The sequence below is a fragment of the Microbacterium paulum genome (assembly GCF_015707995.1).
GTDB lineage: Bacteria > Actinomycetota > Actinomycetes > Actinomycetales > Microbacteriaceae > Microbacterium > Microbacterium paulum.
The window spans coordinates 19,887-40,893 of the sequence record NZ_JAAGRY010000001.1; the positions used below are offsets into that span (position 1 = coordinate 19,887).

Consider the following 21,007-nt stretch of genomic DNA (forward strand, 5'->3'; position numbering starts at 1 on the left):
CGACGGCGAGCGGATAAGCGGGCGGTCAGTCGATCCGCTGCACCGAAGTGGTGCCAGAGATCCGCCCCAACAAGATCACCTCACCCGTCGCGCGAGGGGTCTCGCCGCGGTCGACGAGCGCGCGGGCGGAACCGGTCGGGCCTGCGGAGCTGTGCCGGAGGATCAGCGCGAGGGCGACGTCTTCACCGGGGACGAACCCGTCCGCGGTGAACTCCAGAAGGCTCGGCAGTGCTACCAGTGCGGGTGCGGCGTCTTCTGGTGGAGCGAACGGCGACCGCGGCTCCGGCGCAGGTGGCGTAAGGATGTCTGCGTGGACGCTGCCGTCCATCTCTCGCACCTCCACCCGGGTTGGTGATCCGAAGCGCCCGACGAGCTTCGTCACCGTGGCTGTGATCTCGTCTCGGCGGATCGGGGTAGCGGCAAGGCGGTTACCGTTCACGGTCACGACAAGAGTGTCCGCGTTCACGGCTTCGAGGAGAATCTGCGGCAGCACCGCAGGCACCACCAACCCCGATTTTGGGGCCACGGAATGTGTCTGGTTGCTGTTCTGGCGACGGCGTCGAAGGGTCATGCCAGAAAGGTGCGACCCGGCCCCGAACGCCCCGCCCCGTCACCAACGACGGGTTCAGTGGTGAGGGCTTCCTCCCGCGCAATGAGCTCGCACAGCGCGTCCGCCCACCCGCTCGTGATGTGCAGCAGCGTCTCGTAGTCCGCGGAGGCGACTTCACCCTCCGAGAGTGTCACCCACGGCCAGCTCCCATCCGGCTGTGGAAGCTGCGCTTCGGATGCCCACGTCCAGGACACCGGGACACGGTCTTCATCGGACCAGTCGACCCCGGGCGGGTACTGCTCCTCGATCGCGAACCGCGGCGAGGAGCTGTGTAGGGGATACAGCGCGAAATGCCCGGCTCCGAACGTCTCCGGATCCTCATACAACAGGATCAACCGGTCCTGCGATTGCTGCTCGATCCGCTGCAACCCGTCATCAAGCGCCATCATGCTCCGCACCAGATCCTCCTCCGACGCCCCGCCCGAATGACCCGGATCCGAGTGTTCCGGGGCGGGTCCGTCTACGCTCAAGACAGGTCTCCGGAGCGTCCAGGATCCCTGAATTCCCGGGGTTTCTGGGTCATCCGCTGGGTGGTGTCGAAGGCCCGCAACTCCTCCGGGTGCAACTGATGTTGGACGACGTATGACGATTCTTTGATCCGCCACAGCCCCTGCCCCGTCCCAAGCGACGGGAGGAGTTTCTGTTCGGTGCCGGTGAGGCCGAGGGTCTTCCCGGTGGTCCCGATCTGGTCGGATTCTTGCCGGTAGATGATCCGCGACTCCGCATTCGCGAGCAGGCTGTTGGCGAGGGAGCGCATGGCGGAGCCGTGGTCGCCGACGTTGTCGAGGTCGGTGAGCTTGTGAAAGATGAGCAGGTTCGCGATCCCGTAATGTCGGGCGAGCCGCCAGTGCGCGTCCATCCGCTTCAACAACGCCGGATGCGACATCAGCCGCCACGCCTCGTCATAGACCACCCACCGTTGCCCGCCGTTCGGGTCCAACAGCGCGGACTCCATCCACGCCGACGAGCAGGTCATCAGCACGCTGATGAGGGTGGAGTTTTCGACGACGCGGGACAGGTCGAGGGTGATCATCGGCAACGTCGGATCAAACGTCACTGTGGAGGGTCCGTCGAACAGGCCTTGGAGGTCGCCGGAAACGAGACGGCGCAGCGCGTGGCCGACCATGCGCCCGTCCTCGGCAAGCCGGTCGTCATCTGTGGGGTCGGGAGTGAGGATGCGGTCGACGACCATCGGCAGAATCGGCACATCGTTACTCGCGACAACCGCTTGGAGGGCGATATCGATGACTGTGTGCTCCAACGGCGACAACGACCGCTCCAACACCGTCTCGGCAAGGGCACCGATCAAATCCCGGCGACGCGAAGCGACCGTGGACGCCCACTCCGCGTCAGAGAGCCCGCCGGGCCGGTAGCCCTCATCGAGCGGATTGAGACGGTTCGACAGGCCATGCCCGAGGACGATCGCTTTCCCGCCCACCGCCTCCGCAACGGCAGTGTGCTCACCCTTTGGATCGCCGGGGACGTAGACGCGGCGACCGAACGGGATGGACCGGGTGTAGAGGCTCTTGGCGAGGGACGACTTCCCACTGCCGACGATGCCGGCGAGGACGAGGTTGGGGGCAGTGATGATGCCGCGCTGGTAGAGCACCCACGGGTCGTAGACGAAGGATCCGCCGGAGTACATGTCCTGCCCGACGAACACGCCCTGGGAGCCGAGGCCGCCTTCGGCGAGGAACGGGTACGCGCCCTGCAACGCCGCGGAGGTGTCCTGATGCGCGGGCACCCGAAACCCCCGATACGACCGCAATCCCGCGGGACCTGGCTCGCCGCTCCGGGGGAGGTAGTTCGTCGAGCGTGCCTCGGCTCGTTCCGCGGCGAGCTTCGCCTTCTCAGCGGCGCGTTGCTCGGCGTTCTCCCGGGCGATGACTTGCCGGGCGGCACGTTCCCGGGTCTTGCGGTTCTTCCGACCTGTGCCGTCTTCGACGAGAACGGTGGAGTAGAGCTTCTTCGGGCTGGTGTGCAGTCCCATGAAATGGTGGCCTTCCGGCGGAGTGTGCAGTGACACCGGTCAGGTACGCCTCATGTCTCAGATGCCTCGGCAGAGCGGCAGCGCTGCCGCGACGAACGCCTGTGCCTGCTGCCCGACCAGGCGACGGGTTTCGCACGACGCTTGGATCGCTGCCTGCTCTATCGCCGACACTGCAGCTTCCAGCTCATCGGCGGTAGACGCGGAGATGGCGAGGAGTCCGGTGTAGCGGAGGACGCCGTGTCCGCTGGTGAGGTCGGCTTCCTGTTGGAGGACGTCTTGGTATTCGGCGGACTGCTGGGCGTCTTCGATCTGCCCGACCTTCTGCCGCTGCGCCGCATCACTGATGTATTCGGTCTTCTTCTTCCGAATATCCCGTGCTGCCTGATCGGAGCGGATCGGGTCACACAGCAGCGTGAACGCCCGCCGGATCCCGCTGGAGAGGAGTACGGGTGCGAGGAACCCTGGGTAGACGAGTGAGCGCGGCCACTCACTGATCCACAACACCGCATGATGCGCGGAGTCGGAGCGCAGCTGGTCCCAGGTCTCTTCGACCGCGACCGGGCCTGCGGTGGCGAGGTCCTGTCCGATCTCGCCGGATCGTTCCAGGGTCGCGGCTATCGCGGGGTCGTAGGCGGAGCGGAGCACGATGGCGAGCTGCCCTGGCGTGTACCAGTCAGAGGGTTTGAGGTCTGCGGTGCGGAGCGCGGTGGTGAGCGTCTCCATCTCCTGCCGCAACACGACCGCGGCACCTTTGAGGCTGCCGCCGGCGGTGCGGATCGCACGGGACGCAGCGCGCATATCCAAGCTCAGGGAGATGGTCGAGATGTGGCGTTCCCCGGCAGGGCCTGCCCGGTCGATGAGCTCCCGGTACGTCGTCGCGACCCAGGAGTCATCGTCATTGCCGTGCTCAGCCCACCACTGCGCGAGCCCCGACCCGGAGTCGGGGACCGTGCGCTCCAGGACCTGCAGACGGGCGATCCGGGTGGACCGACACGCGGTGGACAGGACACGGCCCCAGGCGTGCACGCGGCGTTCCTGCTCGCCGGGGTCGAGGAGGATGAATGAGGGGTGTGTGACTTCCACCAGCGCCGTCAGGGTCTGCCCGTGCGGGTCATGCACCATCACCGCCCCGCTCTCGGGATCCTCGTACTGACGCAACGGCGCCGCATCTCCAGGCAACGCGAGGGTTCCCGCGGGACGTGGCTTCACAATCCGACGTCGATACCTCGTCTGCTGGAGGGCTTGCCGGAGCACCCAGTGCAGGGTGATCGGGACCCATTCGACGAGCTTCCGCCCACCGACCGGTACCCAGGCGAGGGCAGCGCCGGTGCCCCAGATCGGGGACGTGTACAACGCGGCCGGGCCTCCGGTGTAAAGGGAGGCGATGAACACGGTAACCGCGACGGAGAGGGCGATGACTTGTGGGAGTGAGAGGCCGAGGAGGATCCCGCGTTTGGTGAGGCGGGAGAACTTAACCGCTGACAGTTCGAACTCGGTGCGGGTGGACGCAGTGCTGGCCATAGGGTGCTCCTGAACAGGCGAACGGATCGGGGTCGCCGGTCAGGTACGGACAGCACAGCAGGCGGTGACCCGTGAACCACCCCGGGCTCAGGTCGCTGCTGACCACCAGGGGTGTGCTGTTCACGGGCCACCGCCCGGATGACGGAACATCATCTCCTCTCAGGTGCGGATCGTCTCCAGGTCAGGTCTTCGGCGTCGGCTTCGGCGGCGGAGTCTGCCCGCTGCCACCGTTGTTCGCGGGCGGTGCCTGCGGCTTTGGCGCAGGAGCGCTCGGCGCCGGTGTGGTGGGCTGGGTGGGCGGGACTGACAGGTCAGGTGGTGGCGGCGCGGACTGCCCCTCACTGGCGGCTCCGGCGTGGCCGTCTGCGGTGCGGCCGATCGCGTCGCCGAGCTTCGGGCCGGCCTCCGCTGCGCCCTTGGCGATCTTCGCCCCGGCGACTGCGGCGATCCCGACCGGACCTGCCGCTGCAGCACCCGCCCCGGCCCCCGCTCCTGCACCGCCTCCGGCAGCACCACCGCCTGCGCTGCTCCCCGCCGCTCCGGCACCACCTCCGCCGCCCGGCGAGGGTTTGGGCCCACCCCCTGGAGGGGGCGGCGGATTCCCTCCACCACCATCGTTCTTGCCGCCGTCCCCGCCGTCGAGGATCTTCTGCGGCCCACCACCGTCCGGTTTCCCAGGGAGAGGCGTGGGCCGGTTCATGGCTTGCTTGGACTCCTGCTCCGCGGACATGACGTGGTACATGTCGAAGCCGACGAAGGAGATGAACTTGTAGACCATGTAGGGCGCGAACGCAGCGATGAACATCAGCACAATCCCCGCGATCGGATCCGCAATCGAACTGAGATCCATATCGATCGGCGCGTTGACCTGATTGATCGCCACCAGGAACACCACGACGATCACGAGCTTCGAGAAGATCAACGCGAGCACGAAGCTGGCCCACTTCCCGAACCAGCCCTTCGTCGCATCCCAACTCGCCCCCGACAGGGCGATCGGTGCCATCACCACGGCGACCAAGATCAGGGCCTTGCGGATGAGGAGACTGAACCAGACGATCGCTGCCGCGCAGATCGCTAAAAAGCTGAGGAAGATGGTGATGATCGCCCCGGCACCGGGGGCGGTGAGGTTGATCGCGGTGAGACCTGCGACGAGGACCCCGATCTTCCCACCCATCTCCTCCAACGTCGTCCCGGTCGCCTGGATGATCCCAATCGAGAGCTGGTCAACGATCTCGAGCAGTGTTGCCGTCAGCGTGATGACGAGGAACGACCCGAGCACCGACTTCCCGAGGCCGAGGGCGGCGCGGGAGAGGGCGGTGGGGTCGCGGCGGATGAGGCCGGTGATGAGTTGCAGGCAGAAGAAGATCAGCATGACGAAGATCGCAATCCCGAACATCACGTTGTACACGCCGATGTAGCCGGCCCCGGTGATGTCGACCAGGGTGGTCGAGTCAAGCAGCGCCCACACGCCTTGGAAGATCCACGACGCAGCGTGCCCGATCGCTTGGGCGAGCCAGTCGAATGGTGCAGCGACGAGGGTGGCTGCACCTTCGCCGACGGCGTCGCAGACGTTGCTGATGATGGGGACGTCACAGATACCAGCCACAACACCCCTCCCTTCTACGGGTCGAGATGGTGATGGTTAGGAGACGGTCTGGCCGACGTTCCAGAAGAAGTTGATCAACGTCACCGACGCGCCGGTAATGATCGCCGCACCGCAGGAGATCAGCACCCCGACCTTTCCCCTCGACGCCAGATGCGGGTTGGAGGAGTTGGAGCCGAAGCCCCACACGACGGCGGAGACGATAAGGGCAAGGACGGACAGGATCAGCCCGATCGTCATCACCGCACCCACCACCGTGCGCAGCGCGGCGATACCGGGCAGTCCAGAGTCGTTCGGGGTGATGTCCACATTCGCGGGCAGCACCACGGCGATGGTGGTGAGAGTGTCGAGAACGGCAAGCATGGGTGGGCTCCTTCACAAGCGATCGCCCCGTACCCGGTCGTGCGGGGTCACTGGGACAGGTGCGATGCCGGAACGTGCGACGAGGCTCAGAGGGTGTCTCCGAGGTTCAGGAGGAAGTTCATCCATGCCACTCCGGCACCTGCGAGGGCGGCGGCTCCGAGGGCGACGAACACGCCGACTTTCCCTTTCGCGGCGGTCTGCGGGTTCCCGGCGGAGGAGGACACTGCCCACACGATCCCGGAGACGACGAGCATGAGCACCGAGGCGATCAACACGATCGTGAGCAGCGCGCCGACGATCTCGATGAGGGTGGAGCGGCCTCCGACACTGGAGAGATCGGGGTAGACGTTCTCAGCCTGTAGCAGGGCCAAGGTGATGGCAGGCATACGGTTCTCCTCACGACAACGGGGGTGGGTGGGCACCGGTCAGGTGCGCCACCCACCCCGCCAGGCCCCGCTCAGCTCAGCTGGTGCAGCCTGGCCCGCCACCGACCGGGGCGTCGATGCCCTCGACACCGCGTTCTGCGAGCCACGGTTCAGCGTCGACGGCGGGGGCGTTCGCGCCGCCAGGGTGGACTTGGAAGTGCAGGTGCGGGCCGGTCGAGTGGCCGCTGCTGCCGACGTCGCCGATGTGTTGGCCGGCGGTGACCCTGTCGCCAGTGGTGACGTGGATGCCGTGTGCCCACATGTGGATGTACTTCGTCGCGACCTTTTCGCCGCCGATGGTGTGCTCGATAGTGATCTGCCCCGAATACCCATCGACCATCCCCGCATAGGTGACCAGGCCGTCGGCGAGAGCAAAGATCGGGGTGCCGTCGGGGGCTGCCCAGTCCGTGCCGGAGTGCAGGCGCGCCTCACCAGTGATGGGGTCAATCCGCGGCCCGAACGACGACGTGTGCACATAGCTGCCTGTCGGCAGTGGGAACACCAGCCGGCTCGTCTCGGGAATGTTCGTGTCCCCGGGCACACCGCTCCCGCCGCTGTTGTTGCGGGTGAGGGTGTCGAGGATGGTGCGGGCGACGGGCTCGTAGTTCTGGTACCGGTCCGGGTAGGCGGACACTTCGACGGCTTGGGCGGCTTCGCCCTTGTCCATCTGCTGCCACCCCGGAATATCGAGCAGCCCCCGCGGTGAGGGATAATTCGGTCCATCGGGTCCGCCATAGAACGCCCGCGCCTGATAGGTGGTGTCCATGAGCTCGGCAACGGTGCCCCACCCGGACTGCGGGCGCATCTGGAACAGACCCAAGCTGTCGTGATCGGAGCCGTTCCCGTCGTTCGGGTAGCTCCCGGATTCGGGGTAGGTGCCGGTATTGGCGAGCTGCCGCAGCGTCGACTCCGTCAGCGCCGCCATCAACGCGATCAAAATCCCGTCCCGCCCCACCCCAGGAGTATTCGCTCCGACGGTGATGATCGTCCCGGCGTGGGTGAGCTGCTGCTTGTTGAGAGTGAACGTGTACCCGTCTTTCATCGTCACCTGGAGCGAGTCCGGGATCGGCCCGAGGATCACACCGCTGGCGATGCAGTTCCCCTGGTTGAGGACGGCCGGGTTCACGAGCAGACCAATGCTGAGCAGCCCCAGCATCGGGGCGAGCAGCATAAACGTGGCTGCGGCAGCAAGGAGCTTCTTCATCCCGTGCCCCGGCCTATCGGAGGGGGTTGTCGAGTTCGGATAGGCGCAGCAGATGGCACCGGTCGAACACAGGCTGGCAGGACACGAACACCGTGAACGCCACCGCATGCTCGCTCTGGACGGGGTCGTCGTACCAGACGCCGTCCCGGTGCCTGATGCCTTCGACCGTGTACGCGACCGTGCCGTCGGTGAGGTGCCCGCCGGAGGCGGCGACCGCTTCCTCCCACTGTGCGGGGACGAATACCCGGTCGATCTCAATGTGTTGGCGGGTGCGGTACTCGGCAAGATCCCGCCACGTCGACGCCGACGGGAAGTACCCGTCCATGTCCGCGATCAGCCCCGGCGTCTCCGTGCCGGACGGGTCCGCGTCCTCGATCAACACACCCCGGTGATCAGCAGGAGTCAGGAGGGTAAAGGTATCCCAGTCGAACAACGCCACAGCGACCGCGCGCACGTAGGTCTCGGGGTTATTCGTGCGCGGCAAGGCCGGCAGATCGGCTTCGCCCGGCTGCCCAGTCGGGTCGACGGGGTCGAGCGGTGCCGTGGACGAGGTGGGTGTGCGCTCCCCGGGATCCTCACTGCCGTGGGGGCCGGTGACGAGGCCGTAGATGCCGACACCGGCGAGCACCGCGATGACGAGACCGGTCGCGGTGAGGGTGATGATCAGACGGCGACGACGACGCTGCTGGTCGTCGGTGTGAGGAGAAGACATGAAGTGGGGCCTTCCAATAGAGGGGCGGGCGGGGTCACCCGATAGGTGCGCCGCCCGCCCGCCGTCCGTTCCGCTCTCAGCGCGAGAGGCCCCTGCTCTGGTTGGTGTGTCCGCTTGCTGGGGGGTCGGGGTCGAGGGCAGCTTCCCGTTCCACGAGTGCTTCAGCGAGCCCCACAGATCGTGTCGGTGCGGCCTCGGGCTGCCAGGCGATCCGCCCGTTCTCACTGTGAGCTTTCATCACGAGCTGGACCACCTGCTCCGTGGAGGCAGCGGCGATCGACAACCACCCCGATGCTTTGACCGCGTGATCGTGCCCCGCAGCCCAGTCACCGTCGTCGGTAGCAGCGAACGAGGAATGCCGGTCGTGCCAGGCCGCGAGCTGCTGAAGCCCCTGCTGGATCCGCGACAACGTCAGATGCAATGACCCGAGCACCTCATAAGTGTCCTCCGGGGTCTCGACCTGCCGGGTCGCATACGCCAGCCCGCGCGCGGCTTCCGCCAGCTCGTCCGCGTCCCGGGACGAGTCCTCAAACGTCGGCATCAGCGCCGTCCTCGCTCGTCATACGTGCGGTGCTGGCCTGGTCGAGGAACCGGCCTGCTTCGGTGATGTAGGTCTCGACGAGTTCCCACTGCTCTTCGTCGGCATATCTTCCGAAGTCGGCCGGTTCGTAGCGGTCCCACCAGCCGTACTCCCGGCGCAGCAGATCAACGAGCTTGCGGATGGCGTGTTTCTGCCGCAGCAACGGGTCCGCGTCCTTCCACCCCTCCCGCGGCGCGAGAGCTGCGGCATCCGTCCGCAACTGACCCACCCTCCCCAACGCCCGCGTTGCTTCCTTCATCGCATCCTTGGGATGCTCCTGCGCCTTCACCAACTCGAGCTCCGCTGCGGCCGCCTCTCGGACCGCGTCGGGCTCGTCGGGGTCGAGCGCCCATCGCTGCAGGGTGTTCAGGGCTTGGAGGAGCTTCACTCGCAGATAGCGGCCGTTGACCTTCCCATCCGTGTTCAACTCGAGCAGCGCTTCGGCAGCGGCCTGCCGCACCTCGGGATGCTCGTTGTCGGACGCGGCGATCTGCTTGAGCTCCACGACCTGATCGAGCATCGAGTGAGAGTCCCGCCCGGTCACGGCTTTCGCGGCTTGCACTCTCGTCTTCCCACCGCCCGTGGTGCTCGTCTGCTGCGGGGGTGTTGAATCAACACCCCCGTGCATTCCACCCTGTGGTGCGGCATCGTGGGCCTGCGCGATCCGTTCATCCCGGGTCTCGGAACCGAACCGGGTCGCAGTCTCCCGCCGTTCAGCTTCTTCGGCGTAGAGCTGCTTGAGTTCCTCGTAGAGTTCTGCTTGTTCGATGGGGGTGAGCATCTTGTGGAGGGTGTTCTCGTCCTGGATCGCGAGGACGGTGGAGAGCTTGTCGGAGACTCCCTGCACAACCCATACGGGCACGGTGCGGTGTCCGAGGGTGCGCATGACGGCGAGGCGGCGGTTGCCGGAGATGAGGACGTTGCCGGTGGTGATCACGATCGGTGACAGCAACCCGAACCGGCGGATCGACTCCGTCAACTCCCCCAAGTCGCCGAGGTCACGCCGGTAGGAGTGACCATCGATGATCTGATCCGTCGCATGCTCCAACACCAAATGACCCCGACTCATGACGCACCTCCCTTGCCTTCCTGCCCGTCAGGTATGGACGCCATCCGGCGGGAGGTTGTCACGAGGGTCTCGTCGCGGAGGAGGTCGGCGACGTCGTCACCGAGGAGCACCCGGGCGAACAGCCCGTAGTCCCCGGCCTTCCGTTTCCCTGTCTTGGTGCCGACGACCAGGCGGACGAGGCTGGCCCATTCGTCGGGGGTGTATCCGAGGCGGATCGCGATATGCAGCTCCTTGGCGACGATCTCGAGCGCGGAAGTCCCGGAGGACAGGCCGGTGATGCGGTGGGCGATGTAGTCCACGGCCTGCTCAACGGGACGGGCGGGCCAGTCGGTGAGGACGAGGAACACGCAGGTCGCGCGGATCACCCGATCCACCGACCGATCCTCCCCGCCGTCGTCCCTCGCGTACAGGGTGTGGGCGTGGGGGTGGACGTCGTAGAAGAACTCCTCGTAATGCCCGGCCCGCATCGGCTCCTCCGCCGGTCTCTTCGACGGACGCCGCGCCTTGTCCTGGCTGGTCATGTTACGGTCGGCGTGCACCTCGGCGGCGATGCCGAGCGCGACCGCACGCGTGACTACCGCCCACGGATCATCCGCGCGCAGCGTGGTCGGTTGCCGCATCGCGAGGAATGCCTCGTAGGCGGCGTCGGCGGGATCGCGCCGCCAGGCTTTCGCGATCGGCGCATACTTCCGTGTCGCGTAGACCATGAGCTCGGCAGCGACCGGGCTGTTCGCCCAGGCGTTGTGCTCGTTTAATTCCGTGAGCAGCTCGCGCAGCCCCTCGCTCGTGGTGAAGTCCGGCAGCGGTGACGCGACTGCCGGACGGGTGGATGGGTGATGGTTCATAGCGACTCCTGAAACGTGATGAGATCCGTCAACAGATAGGTGCGACACCCATCCCGACGAACCCCGCCTTGGAGTCACCGAGCACCGCCCACCGCAGGCATCACGGCCGTGCGGAGGCATGAGGAGACCAGCAGACCCGCCCAGCGTGCGCGGGTCTGTGCGGTGCCGTCCGGTGCGACCGTGAGCAACCGGAACGGCGCGATACGTGGTCAGGGGGTGTGGGTGTCGTGCGGCACTCGGGTGGTGCCGGGACAGGCAGCGATCACCGGCTCACCCCCGTTCTCCCGACCACACGCTCCCGCGCATTTGTCGGACTGCTCGAATCTGGGTCCAGGGCCTCCTCGCGGCGGGCCAGACGCTCCTGCAACTGCGCACGCCCCTCACGAACCCCGTCAAGCACCGCATCACGCAGGCGCATGTTCAGCTCCGCACCACGGTCCAAAACGACGGCCCCGGCGCGGGCGGCGACATCCGTGGGACGCACCCACTGCACGCCCGGACGAGGCGAGACCGGACTGGCGCCTCCTCCTCGGACGAGCGTGGGATCGCCGTGGGTAGCGAACTCCGATGCCCGCGCATCCTCAGCCGCCCCCGTTGGCGTCGATGTCGGTGGCGCATCGGTGTGCTTGCTCGCACCCGTCCGCTGGTCGTGATCCGCGAGGCGCTGGTGGTCGACGTGCTGGTGGTCGGGGGTGGTGGGGTCAGTCATGGGAGTCTCCGTCCTGTTGCCGGTCAGGTGCGTTTACCCATCGGCCGACCGTGGTCGGGTGCACGCCCAGCTGCGCGGCGATCTGCCGCTTCGACACACCCTCCGCACTCAGCGCGAGCGCCCGAGCACGCGCGTCTCCCTGCTGCCCACTTCCTCCACGGGATCTCGACGGCTGTTCGGTGACGCTCAGTTCCGGCGGCGCCGCCACCGTTATCTCCTGCGGCTTGGGTATCGCGTCCTGCTCGGAGCGATCCAGGGTGTCGGTCATTGCGACCGTGCTCTCGGTAGGGACCAGTGGTCGAATGCTCGGCTCCTGAATGGTCGGAGACGATGCGGTGTTGCGAGTGAGTTCGACGGTGAGATGCGTCATCGCGAGCAGCACCAGCGGTGGTACCGACGCGACCAGCGCGGCGATCAGGGCGGGGACGCGGGTATCGGCGGCGACGACCGCGTGGGTGATGTTCGCCGCCACGCTCACTCCGGCACCTGCGCCCAGCAGGAGCCACGCGACCCGCCTCGCGGTGCGGGCGGAATCCCGCAGCGCGACGACACTGATCGTGGCCTCCAGGATCACACCGTCCACGATCAGCGGCCACATCCACGCCTGCCCCTCGGGGATCCCGGAGAGGACGGCGAGGTCACGAAGGGTGGTGAACGATAGCCAGAACGCTCCCAGGGCGAGCAGGATCGTCCCGGTGACTGCGAGCAGGACCACGAACCGCGACACACCAGCAATGGGAACTCCGTCCGGGCGCAGGTCAAGACCGCGCGGGACGCGAGCTGTCACTGCCGGGCCGGTCACCGCTACCTCCCGATCCCCGACAAGGATCGGACGGTCTGCGCGACAGGATCGTCCGGCGCCTCAGCGATCGTCGTGGCACGGTGGGCGGAGCGGATCGTTGCCGCGATTTCCCGCGCCTCGAGGCCGGCGGCGGACGCGGCAGGCTCGAGCGCACCGAGAGTGTCGAGCTCGGGCAGGCCGGCCTCAGCAAGTCGGCATGCCGCCCAGAACAGTCCCGCGTTCCGGTTCCCCTCCGGTAGCGCGGCGACCCAGGCCGCGAGATGCTCCACCGGCCGCTCCCGCAGCATCGCCGGATCGACCGGGCGGAGTGTTCGCCCTGGCTGAGGCGTCAGCAGCTCGCGGATCGCATCCGCGTCAACGGGGCGCGGGCGACGACCCCGGGCGATCACCTCGTAGCGGCGGTCCCCGTGGCCGGAGGTGATGGTGGAGGGTGGGGCGACGATGTAGCCGCCGGTGCCGCGGAAGTCCACATGCGCCCGCCCCCGCGACCACGATCGTTGAGCAGCGTCTGGGGCTGTCGGGTAGTACAAGTGCAATCCACCCGATGGGGAGCGCACGGCCTGCCCCCACCCGCCGATCAGCCCCTCTCGTTGCAGGGTGCGGAGGATCGGGTATCCGCTGCCGGTGGCGTGTACATCCACGTCCAGCACGCCGATCACGGTCCCGGTGGGGATGCCGATATTCGCTTCCGGATGCCGTCCCCACCAGGCGGCGATTTGCGCGGGGTCGGTGGTGGCGTCACGGAACCCATGCACGGTGAGCGGGCGCTTCTGACCGGGCGCGCACGGGAACACCGGGATGCCCGCCGCAGCGTAGACGGAGGCAGCGTGCGCGAGCACTCCAGGAAGCTCCGCGGGCATCGGCCAAACTTCGGGGTCGGTGATGACCATGCGCACCTCCTTCAGTACACGGCACGGGCCGGGGCTCGTGCGCGGTGTCACTGGGAAGGTGCGGGCAGCAGCCGTGCTGCCAGCAGAATCTCCGCTCTGAGCATCCCTTCTGAACCTCAACCCCTACCCGAACTCGCATGGTCGCCACGAGCGTTCCGGGGCAGGATGCGCCGTTTCGTCAAGAACATGCGCCAAATCGTCAAACACACCGGCACCCGCCTCCACCGGCCAACGGCGGCCCTCTGCTACAGGCTTCGGCCAGAATCACGACCCGGGGAGGGCGGCTCGGGGCCGTCAGGATCGGTGCTCAGGTGCTGCTCTCGTTCCGCGAGTAACTCGCTCAGCAGTGCCCCGCGTTCCAGCCTGGTCAGCGCCTGCTCGAGAGGGCGAATGTCCCCGGGAGCGGCGCCAGTGCGACCGGTAGCGAGGACTGCGGCGTTGATCCGATCAAGGACCACGGCCGGGTTGAGCTGTTCGGTGTCCTGCTCGAGGATGCGGGCGATCTCGTTCACCACGGCACCGTCATGCTCAACGGGTGGAAACGCCGCCGATGCCGTCGCCCCATCGCCGACGGGGATGCGGCCCACGACGAGTCGGAACTGGCCTTCTCCGGCGATCCCGGTCGCGTCGTAGACGCCGGGGACGATCCACGCATGCGCCTCCGACGCCGGCCCCTCGTAGATCGGCACACCGACCGGATCATCCGGATCAGGAACGCTGACGTCGGGGTCGGCGGCGAATAACATCGCCTCCAGTTCTTCCCGCTCCCGCCGGTCCAACAACGGCCTGCCTTCCCCGGCCTTCTCCCGTTCCACGAGGACGCGGAGGGTCTGCAGGGCGATCAGATCCGACGGCACCCACTCGCGGTGAAACCGCTCCGGAAGGAACGACGTCCGCGGACCGCCCTCGGCGACGAGTCCCTGCAGGGCGTGTTCGCGGCGTTGTGCGGTCGCGGTGAACTCGGACCGCCACTGGGCGTGGTCGGATCTAAATCGCATGTCGTCGTACTCGCCCTCGAACGACGGGGCGACCGTGACGAGATAGTCCTCCTTCACCGGCTCCACCGGCAACCGCTCCCGCTCCAGGAGGTCGATGAGGCCGTCCCGGACCCGCTCGGCCTGCTCCAACCGATCCAAAGTCTCCGGGAGACGTGATGCTTGCACGGCAAGCGAGAGACACTCGTCCCGCCACTGCTCGTGTGCGTCCTCGAAACCCTCCTGGTCGGGCCTGCCGTCTGGGAGGCGGAAGTCACCGACGCGCGGTTCGGGTGGGAACATCTCCGCCACGATCTCCGGGATCCCCGACCCCTCGAACGCCTCCCACCCCGGCGACTGCACCACGACCGGCGGGGTAGACGAGGCCTCGGCTGCGGGTATCCAGGAGCGGATGTGCGGGACGTCGTCGCCGAACTCTTCGCCGAACACCCGGTCACCGCCTGTGCGGAGCTGTTCGGGAGGACCAGCGAGTTCTTCGACCAGCACTTCGTCGACCATGTGCTGCGCCTCAGCCTGAGTGCGGGCGAGGACATCGAAAGCGATCACCACCCGATGCGGGCGCGGCGGCTCAGGCGAATACCCCAAAGGCGGGAGCGTGATATCGGACATGACGAAAAACTCCAATCACACTCGGATACACAGAACACGCACCCGCACCTGAACGCTCAGGTGCCACAGGTGGTGCTGTTCCAGAGGTACGCACAAGACCGTGTCAAGGTCGAGGCATCCCGGCAAAGACGCGTCGAACCATCAAAAACATGCGCCGAAACGTCAAACCCCGCAACCGGGTCAGCGTGCGAGGTGACGCCCTGACGAGTGGCCAGCGACGGCGCTCGGCGACGAGTCAGGGGTGAGAGCATCCTCACGTTCCTGCAACGTGTGCTGCAGATAGCGGTTGATGACGGTGTGGTTCGTTCCGTCCGCGCCGCCCGTCAGGGGCACGTGGTGGAACGAGTACGCCGGGTACGGCGTCGCCTCCCGCAGCGCTTCCAACCACGCATCCACGTCCTCGGGCAGTACCCAATCCGGCGGCGGCGGATTCGACTGTAGGAACTCCGTCGCCCCGGCATATGCCTCAGAGTCTTCGAGCATCTCGTGGATCGTGACCGCCACCGCCCGCGCCAACGCGACCGGGTTCCGGTCGGCGATCACGGTCGGCTCGACCTCCGGGTCATCGGTCCAGACGATGATGCCGAGAGACAGGGCGCTCGGCGGGCTTATCTTGCGCCGAGGATCCGCAGCGTTCGTGGACGTCGATGCTGGTGGTTCCTTCCCTCGCAGGTTCGCGCGCACGATGGCGTGGTCGGCGTACCTGTGAGGTAGGACCCAGTTGGCGGTCACTGGTATCGGGCAGTCGTCTATCGTCGGTAAATTTGCCGATACTGCTGCGGGGACAGACCGTGTACCTGACGGAAGGCGCGTGAGGCGTGGCTGGGGTCGGTCCATCCGACGCGACGTGCGATGGTTTCGACGGTGTCGCTGCTTGAGCGTAGAAGGTCGGCCATGCGTCGTGAACGTTCGTTGCGAAGGAACGCTGCTGGGCTTGTGCCGACGTGGCGGGTGAAGAGTCGGGCGAGTTGCGATCGAGAGATCGCGGCCTCGTCGGCGAGAACATCCATGGTCCACGCGCGGCCAAGATCGTTCATGAGCAACGCCATTGCGTGGCGTACCGAGGGGTGTTCGGGCGAGTGCTCGGGGACGGGTCGCGTGAGGATATCGAGCAGGTCCACTGCCAGACTCAAGCGGCGAAGTGTCGGCAAATGGTGCCGTTCACCGTCGATCAACCGTTGCAGGGAAGCATTCACGTGCGGGAACACTGTGGAAGGCACGTCGAGCACGGTCGGGTCTGACCGGTGACTATCTGAAAGCACAAGAGGAGCAGGAGCGCTGGACTGAGTGATCCAGCGCTCCTGCTCCTCAAGGAATGCCGTGTCAATGTATGCGGTGGTGGTGATGACTAGACCGGCGGGTTCTCCCGCATACCAGCGGCCTGGAGGGAGCAGCACGACCTGCCCTGCGGCAAGATCGACTTCACCGGTCTCGTGCCTGAGCGTCGTGGTGCCCGAGTTCACGATCATCACCTTGGTCGCGTCGACAGCAACCCGACCCGTCGAGGCGGAGTGGAGCACGCGCTTTACCGACAGTGGAAAGGGATTATCACGCGCGCCCAGAGCCTGCGCTCGTGCTTCCGGGGATGCAGGCATCGCATCAACGCACCGAGTTCTGACCTTCGATGAGTCGAGCGAAGCGGAGGATGTAGTCCCGGAGGAACTGCACGGTCGATTCCTGCGAGATGTTCCCATCCTCACCGAAAAGGGTGGGTGATTGGGAAAGGAAGACCTCGGGCTGTCCGGGGGTGGGCATGTCGAAGTATGAGAGTGCGAGCCGGAGGTTCTTCTGCGAGCTGTACCCGCCCATGCGGCCAACGGAGTGGCTGATGATCCCTGCGGGCAGGTTCTTCCAGGCGACATCGCTGTTGGGTTTGGAGCCGATGTCGATGGCGTTTTTCAAGCAGGCGGGGATGGTGCGGTTGTTCTCTGGTGTGACGAACAACACGCCGTCGGAGGCTTTGATGATCTCGCGGAACTGGGTGTATTCCGGCGGGGTGGGTTTGTCGGTGATGTCGGGATCGTCGTAGTCGAAGTCGTAGAGAGGAAGGTCGCGGATCTCAACGATGCGTGCGTCGTAGTCTTCGGGAAAGTAGCCGATGGCATTGTGGGCGATCTTGCGTGCGTCGGAGCCGCGGCGCAGACTGCCGACAAGGACGGAGACGTTCTTACTCAAGGGGTGATTCTCTTTCTCTGGGGTGGATGTGTGGGAGTGACGGCCGGTTAGAAGTCCCAGTCGTCGTCGCTGGTGTCGACGGCTTTGCCGATGATGTAGGAGGATCCGGATCCGGAGAAGAAGTCGTGGTTCTCGTCTGCTCCGGGGGCGAGGGCGGCGAGGATTTCCGGGTTGACTTCGGTCTCTTCTGGGGTGAAGCGGGCGGGGTAGCCGAGGTTCATGAGTGCTTTGTTGGCGTTGTATCGGACGAAGACGGCGACGTCGTCCATGAGGCCGAGCGGTTCGTAGAGCTCGCCGGAGTACTGCAGTTCGAGTTCGTAGAGCTCTTCGAGGAGCGCGTAGGTGAACTCGCGCATGTGTTCCTGCTCGGCTGCGGTGTGGGTTTCGAGGCCGCGCTGGTACTTGTAGCCGGAGTAGTAGCCGTGCACGGCCTTGTCGCGCAGGATGAGCCGGATCATGTCCGCGGTGTTGGTGAGGGTCGCGTGGACGGAGAAGTGCAGCGGCAGGTAGAAGCCCGCGTACAGCAGCAGCGATGACAGCAGCGTGGAGGAGACCTTCCGTTTGAGCGGGTCATCCCCGTAGTAGTGCGCGAGCACCTTCTTGCACCGCTCTTGGAGCAGGTCGTTGGCGATGGCCCACCGGTAGGCGTCGTCGATCTCTGGTGTCGAGGTGAGCGTGGAGAAGACGGAGGAGTAGGAGCGCGCGTGCACGGACTGCATGAAGGCGATGTTGGTGTAGACGGCCTCTTCGTGTTCGGTGCGGGCGTCTTGGATCTGGCAGATCTCGCCGACGGTGGCCTGCACGGTGTCGAGCATGGTGAGCCCGGTGAACACGCGCATGGTCAGCGTGCGCTCTTCCTGGGTGAGTTTCTGCCAGGCGGGGAGGTCGTTGGAGAGGGGCACTTTCTCGGGGAGCCAGAAGTTCGCGGTGAGCCGGTTCCACACCTCGAGGTCTTTGTCGTCTCCTACGCGGTTCCAGTTGATGGGCCGCAGGCGCGCTGCCGGATCGTGCCGGTAGCCCGGTGGGGTGACGGAGATCTCGGTGATCGGGCGCGTGGTGTCGGTGAGGGGCATTGGGGTTCCTTCGGGAAGATCGGATTCTGGGGTTAAAGGGCGCAGGAGACGCAGCCTTCGATTTCGGTGCCTTCGAGTGCGGGCTGGCGGAGGCGAATGTAGTAGAGGGTCTTGATCCCGGCGCGCCAGGCGTGGATCTGTGCCTTGTTGATGTCGCGGGTGGTCGCGGTGTCGCGGAAGAACAGCGTCAGGGAGAGGCCTTGGTCGACGTGGCGGGTGGCGGCGGCGTAGGTGTCGATGATCTTCTCGTAGCCGATCTCGTAGGCGTCCTCGAAGAATTCGAGGTTGTCGTCGGTCATGTGCGGGGCCGGGTAGTAGACGCGGCCGAGCTTGCCTTCTTTGCGGATCTCGATCTTCGCCGCGATCGGATGGATCGACGCGGTCGCGTTGTTCACGTACGAGATCGATCCGGTCGGCGGGATGGCCTGCAGGTAGGCGTTGTAGATGCCGTGCTGCCGCACCGATTCCCGCAGCTGCGCCCAGTCATCGCGGGTGGGGATCGCCACGCCTGCCTCGGCGAAGAGGGCGCGGACGCGTTCGGTGGCGGGCTGCCACTCGCGCTCGGTGTACTTATCGAAGTACGAGCCGTCGGCGTAGGCGGAAGTCTCGAACCCGGCGAAAGCCGCACCGCGTTCGATGGCGATCCGGTTGGAGGCGCGCAGAGCGTGGTAGGTGACGGCGAGGAAGTAGATGTCGGTGAAGTCGATGCCCTCCTCGCTGCCGTAACGGATGCGCTGCGAGGCGAGGAACCCGTGCAGGTTCATCTGCCCGAGACCGATCGCGTGCGATGCGTCGTTCCCGGCCGCGATCGAGGGCACCGCGTCGATGTCGGTCTGGTCGGACACGCTCGTCAGTGCCCGCACCGCAGTCTCGACGGTCGCCCCGAAGTCGGGGGAGGCGAAGGCCTGGGCGATGTTGAGGGAGCCGAGGTTGCAGGAGATGTCCCGGCCGACCTGCTCGTACCCGATCGCCGCGTTGTATCGGGAGGGAGTGTTCACCTGGAGGATCTCACTGCAGAGGTTGGACATGTTGATCCAGCCCTGCAGCGGGTTCGCGCGGTTGACGGTGTCCTCGAACAGCACGTACGGGTAGCCGGACTCGAACTGCAGCTCGGCGAGGGTCTTGAAGAACTCCCGTGCGCTGATCGTGCTCTTCCGCACCCGCGGGTTCGCGACCAGCTCGTCGTAGTGATCGTTCACCGACAGATCCGACAGCGGCTTCCCGTACTCGCGCTCGACGTCGTAGGGACTGAACAGGTGCATGTCCCGGTTCTCCTTCGCGAGCTGGAAGGTGACGTCGGGGATCACGACGCCGAGGGAGAGCGTCTTGATGCGGATCTTCTCGTCCGCGTTCTCGCGCTTCGTGTCCAGGAACCGCAGGATGTCCGGGTGGTGCGCGTGGAGGTACACGGCTCCGGCTCCTTGCCGGGCACCGAGCTGGTTGGCGTAGCTGAAGCTGTCCTCGAGGATCTTCATCACCGGGACGACGCCGGAGGCCTGGTTCTCGATCTGCTTGATCGGCGCCCCGGTCTCACGCAGGTTCGTCAGCAGTAGCGCGACCCCGCCCCCGCGCTTGGACAGCTGCAACGCGGAGTTCACACTCCGTCCGATGGACTCGAGATTGTCCTCCAGGCGGAGCAGGAAACAGGACACGAGCTCGCCGCGCTGCGCCTTGCCCGCGTTCAGGAACGTCGGGGTCGCAGGCTGGAAACGGCCGGAGAGCATCTCATCCACCAGCCGGGTCGCCAGCGCCTCGTCGCCCCGACCGAGGAAGAGTGCGGTGGCGACCACGCGTTCCTTGAAACCCTCCAGGTACGTGGTGCCATCGAACGTCTTCAGCGCATAGGAAGTGAAGAACTTGAACGCCCCGAGGAAAGTCTGGAAACGGTGTCCTGCCCCGCGGGCGCGCTCGTGCAGGTCGGTGAGGAACTCCCGACGGTACGCGTCAAGGAACGCCCGCTCGTAGTAGTCGTTCGCAACTAACCACTCCAGGCGCTCGGCCACGCTCGGGAAGGTTCTCGTGTTCGGGTGGACGTGCTGGCGCAGGTACTCCTCGGCGGCTTCCCGGTCCTTGTCGAGCTGGATCGACCCGTCCGGGGCGAACAGGTTCAGCTGTGCGTTGAGGGCGTGGTAGTCCTTCCGCGCGCCGATCCCGGTGCGAGCGGGGGCTTCTGGGGAGATGATGGTCATGCGGTCTTCCTCTCGGTGGATGTCAGATTGTCGGAGGCCTGCTCCCAGAAGCGGGTCAGGCCGTTGTTCACGTGTTCGATATCGCGCAGGGTGCCGAGCAGCTCGAAGCGGTACAGCTCCGGGACCTGGCATTTGGCAGAGATGACGGGACCGGCGAGGCAGTAGTGCTCGCCGAAGTTCGTGTTCCCCGCCGTGATCACACCCCGAATGAGGGCACGGTTCGCCGGGTCGTTCAGGAACGAGATCACCTGCTTCGGCACCGCCCCGGATCGTTCGCCTCCGCCGTACGTGGGGACAACGAGCACGAAGGGCCGCGCGACCCGGATCAGCCCCTCCACTCGTGGCCGCAGCGGGATACGGACCGCGGGCTGGTCGAGCCGGTCGACGAAGCGGCGGGTGTTCTCCGACACGCTTGAGAAGAACACGAGATCAGGCGACTGGGCGGCGGCGAGTTCGCGCACTGAGGGCGCTGCGCGCCGGGACTCAGGTGGGAGTGGCATAGCGATCCTCCTCGCTCTCTCTGGCTGTGACGCGCCACGCCACCAACCACTACATGTTGTGCCTCACCGATGTTTGGAGCGGCGTATCTAGTAATAACATCGATGTGGTTCACTTGTCTTCGCCACGCCAAGGTTTGGAACTA

22 protein-coding genes are annotated in these 21,007 nt (G+C 66.2%); all 22 read right to left on the reverse strand.

Annotated features, from left to right (window positions below):
• Positions 1 to 25: 25 nt before the first annotated feature.
• Entirely contained in the window at positions 26 to 571 is a 546-nt protein-coding gene (locus G3N18_RS00115; protein WP_143822627.1) for a hypothetical protein, read from the reverse strand.
• The gene (locus tag G3N18_RS00120; RefSeq protein WP_143822628.1) at positions 568 to 999 is read right to left on the reverse strand and encodes a hypothetical protein; all 432 of its coding nucleotides are present in this window, start codon (positions 997 to 999) and stop codon (positions 568 to 570) included. Before G3N18_RS00120 ends, G3N18_RS00115 begins: the two co-directional genes overlap by 4 nt.
• A 77-nt stretch (positions 1,000 to 1,076) precedes the next feature.
• The gene (locus tag G3N18_RS00125; protein ID WP_196382320.1) at positions 1,077 to 2,600 is read right to left on the reverse strand and encodes an ATP-binding protein; all 1,524 of its coding nucleotides are present in this window, start codon (positions 2,598 to 2,600) and stop codon (positions 1,077 to 1,079) included.
• A gap of 57 nt (positions 2,601 to 2,657) precedes the next feature.
• Positions 2,658 to 4,121 (reverse strand): SCO6880 family protein, encoded by a 1,464-nt coding sequence (locus G3N18_RS00130; RefSeq protein ID WP_196382321.1) that lies wholly within the window; start codon positions 4,119 to 4,121, stop codon positions 2,658 to 2,660.
• A gap of 181 nt (positions 4,122 to 4,302) precedes the next feature.
• The gene (locus G3N18_RS00135) at positions 4,303 to 5,727 is read right to left on the reverse strand and encodes a TrbL/VirB6 family protein (protein ID WP_183086099.1); all 1,425 of its coding nucleotides are present in this window, start codon (positions 5,725 to 5,727) and stop codon (positions 4,303 to 4,305) included.
• Between the two features lie 36 nt (positions 5,728 to 5,763).
• Entirely contained in the window at positions 5,764 to 6,087 is a 324-nt protein-coding gene (locus G3N18_RS00140) for a DUF6112 family protein (RefSeq protein ID WP_087138268.1), read from the reverse strand.
• 86 nt (positions 6,088 to 6,173) lie between these two features.
• A complete protein-coding gene (locus G3N18_RS00145) occupies positions 6,174 to 6,473 on the reverse strand; it encodes a DUF6112 family protein (RefSeq protein ID WP_087138266.1) in 300 nt (99 codons plus the stop codon).
• Between the two features lie 76 nt (positions 6,474 to 6,549).
• Positions 6,550 to 7,716 (reverse strand): M23 family metallopeptidase, encoded by a 1,167-nt coding sequence (locus tag G3N18_RS00150; RefSeq protein ID WP_087138263.1) that lies wholly within the window; start codon positions 7,714 to 7,716, stop codon positions 6,550 to 6,552.
• 13 nt (positions 7,717 to 7,729) lie between these two features.
• Positions 7,730 to 8,428, reverse strand: a complete 699-nt coding sequence (locus tag G3N18_RS00155) for a hypothetical protein (protein WP_087138260.1) — start codon at positions 8,426 to 8,428, stop codon at positions 7,730 to 7,732.
• Positions 8,429 to 8,504: 76 nt separating this feature from the next.
• A complete protein-coding gene (locus G3N18_RS00160) occupies positions 8,505 to 8,969 on the reverse strand; it encodes a hypothetical protein (protein ID WP_087138258.1) in 465 nt (154 codons plus the stop codon).
• On the reverse strand, positions 8,956 to 10,077 hold the full coding sequence (locus G3N18_RS00165) for a ParB N-terminal domain-containing protein (protein WP_087138256.1): 1,122 nt from the start codon (positions 10,075 to 10,077) through the stop codon (positions 8,956 to 8,958). The genes G3N18_RS00160 and G3N18_RS00165 overlap by 14 nt, the downstream gene beginning before the upstream one ends.
• Positions 10,074 to 10,922, reverse strand: coding sequence for a hypothetical protein (locus G3N18_RS00170; protein ID WP_087138254.1), 849 nt, complete (start codon positions 10,920 to 10,922; stop codon positions 10,074 to 10,076). The genes G3N18_RS00165 and G3N18_RS00170 overlap by 4 nt, the downstream gene beginning before the upstream one ends.
• A gap of 262 nt (positions 10,923 to 11,184) precedes the next feature.
• Positions 11,185 to 11,631 (reverse strand): hypothetical protein, encoded by a 447-nt coding sequence (locus tag G3N18_RS00175; RefSeq protein ID WP_143822701.1) that lies wholly within the window; start codon positions 11,629 to 11,631, stop codon positions 11,185 to 11,187.
• A complete protein-coding gene (locus G3N18_RS00180) occupies positions 11,624 to 12,358 on the reverse strand; it encodes a DUF2637 domain-containing protein (protein WP_338038067.1) in 735 nt (244 codons plus the stop codon). Before G3N18_RS00180 ends, G3N18_RS00175 begins: the two co-directional genes overlap by 8 nt.
• Before the next feature lie 77 nt (positions 12,359 to 12,435).
• The gene (locus G3N18_RS00185) at positions 12,436 to 13,323 is read right to left on the reverse strand and encodes a bifunctional DNA primase/polymerase (RefSeq protein ID WP_087138250.1); all 888 of its coding nucleotides are present in this window, start codon (positions 13,321 to 13,323) and stop codon (positions 12,436 to 12,438) included.
• 245 nt (positions 13,324 to 13,568) lie between these two features.
• Positions 13,569 to 14,927, reverse strand: coding sequence for a hypothetical protein (locus G3N18_RS00190; protein ID WP_196382322.1), 1,359 nt, complete (start codon positions 14,925 to 14,927; stop codon positions 13,569 to 13,571).
• Between the two features lie 180 nt (positions 14,928 to 15,107).
• Entirely contained in the window at positions 15,108 to 15,611 is a 504-nt protein-coding gene (locus tag G3N18_RS00195) for a hypothetical protein (protein WP_143822699.1), read from the reverse strand.
• Positions 15,612 to 15,676: 65 nt separating this feature from the next.
• The gene (locus G3N18_RS16385) at positions 15,677 to 16,390 is read right to left on the reverse strand and encodes a helix-turn-helix domain-containing protein (RefSeq protein WP_196382323.1); all 714 of its coding nucleotides are present in this window, start codon (positions 16,388 to 16,390) and stop codon (positions 15,677 to 15,679) included.
• 136 nt (positions 16,391 to 16,526) lie between these two features.
• Entirely contained in the window at positions 16,527 to 17,102 is a 576-nt protein-coding gene (locus G3N18_RS00205) for an NADPH-dependent FMN reductase (RefSeq protein WP_087138242.1), read from the reverse strand.
• Between the two features lie 47 nt (positions 17,103 to 17,149).
• Positions 17,150 to 18,175 carry a class 1b ribonucleoside-diphosphate reductase subunit beta gene (gene nrdF, locus G3N18_RS00210; RefSeq protein WP_087138240.1) on the reverse strand — a complete coding sequence of 342 codons (1,026 nt, stop codon included), beginning with the start codon at positions 18,173 to 18,175 and terminating at the stop codon, positions 17,150 to 17,152.
• Positions 18,176 to 18,207: 32 nt separating this feature from the next.
• Complete coding sequence (gene nrdE / locus G3N18_RS00215) at positions 18,208 to 20,364, reverse strand: class 1b ribonucleoside-diphosphate reductase subunit alpha (RefSeq protein WP_121657691.1); 2,157 nt, start codon at positions 20,362 to 20,364, stop codon at positions 18,208 to 18,210.
• On the reverse strand, positions 20,361 to 20,864 hold the full coding sequence (gene nrdI, locus G3N18_RS00220) for a class Ib ribonucleoside-diphosphate reductase assembly flavoprotein NrdI (protein ID WP_196382324.1): 504 nt from the start codon (positions 20,862 to 20,864) through the stop codon (positions 20,361 to 20,363). Before nrdI ends, nrdE begins: the two co-directional genes overlap by 4 nt.
• Positions 20,865 to 21,007: the final 143 nt, after the last annotated feature.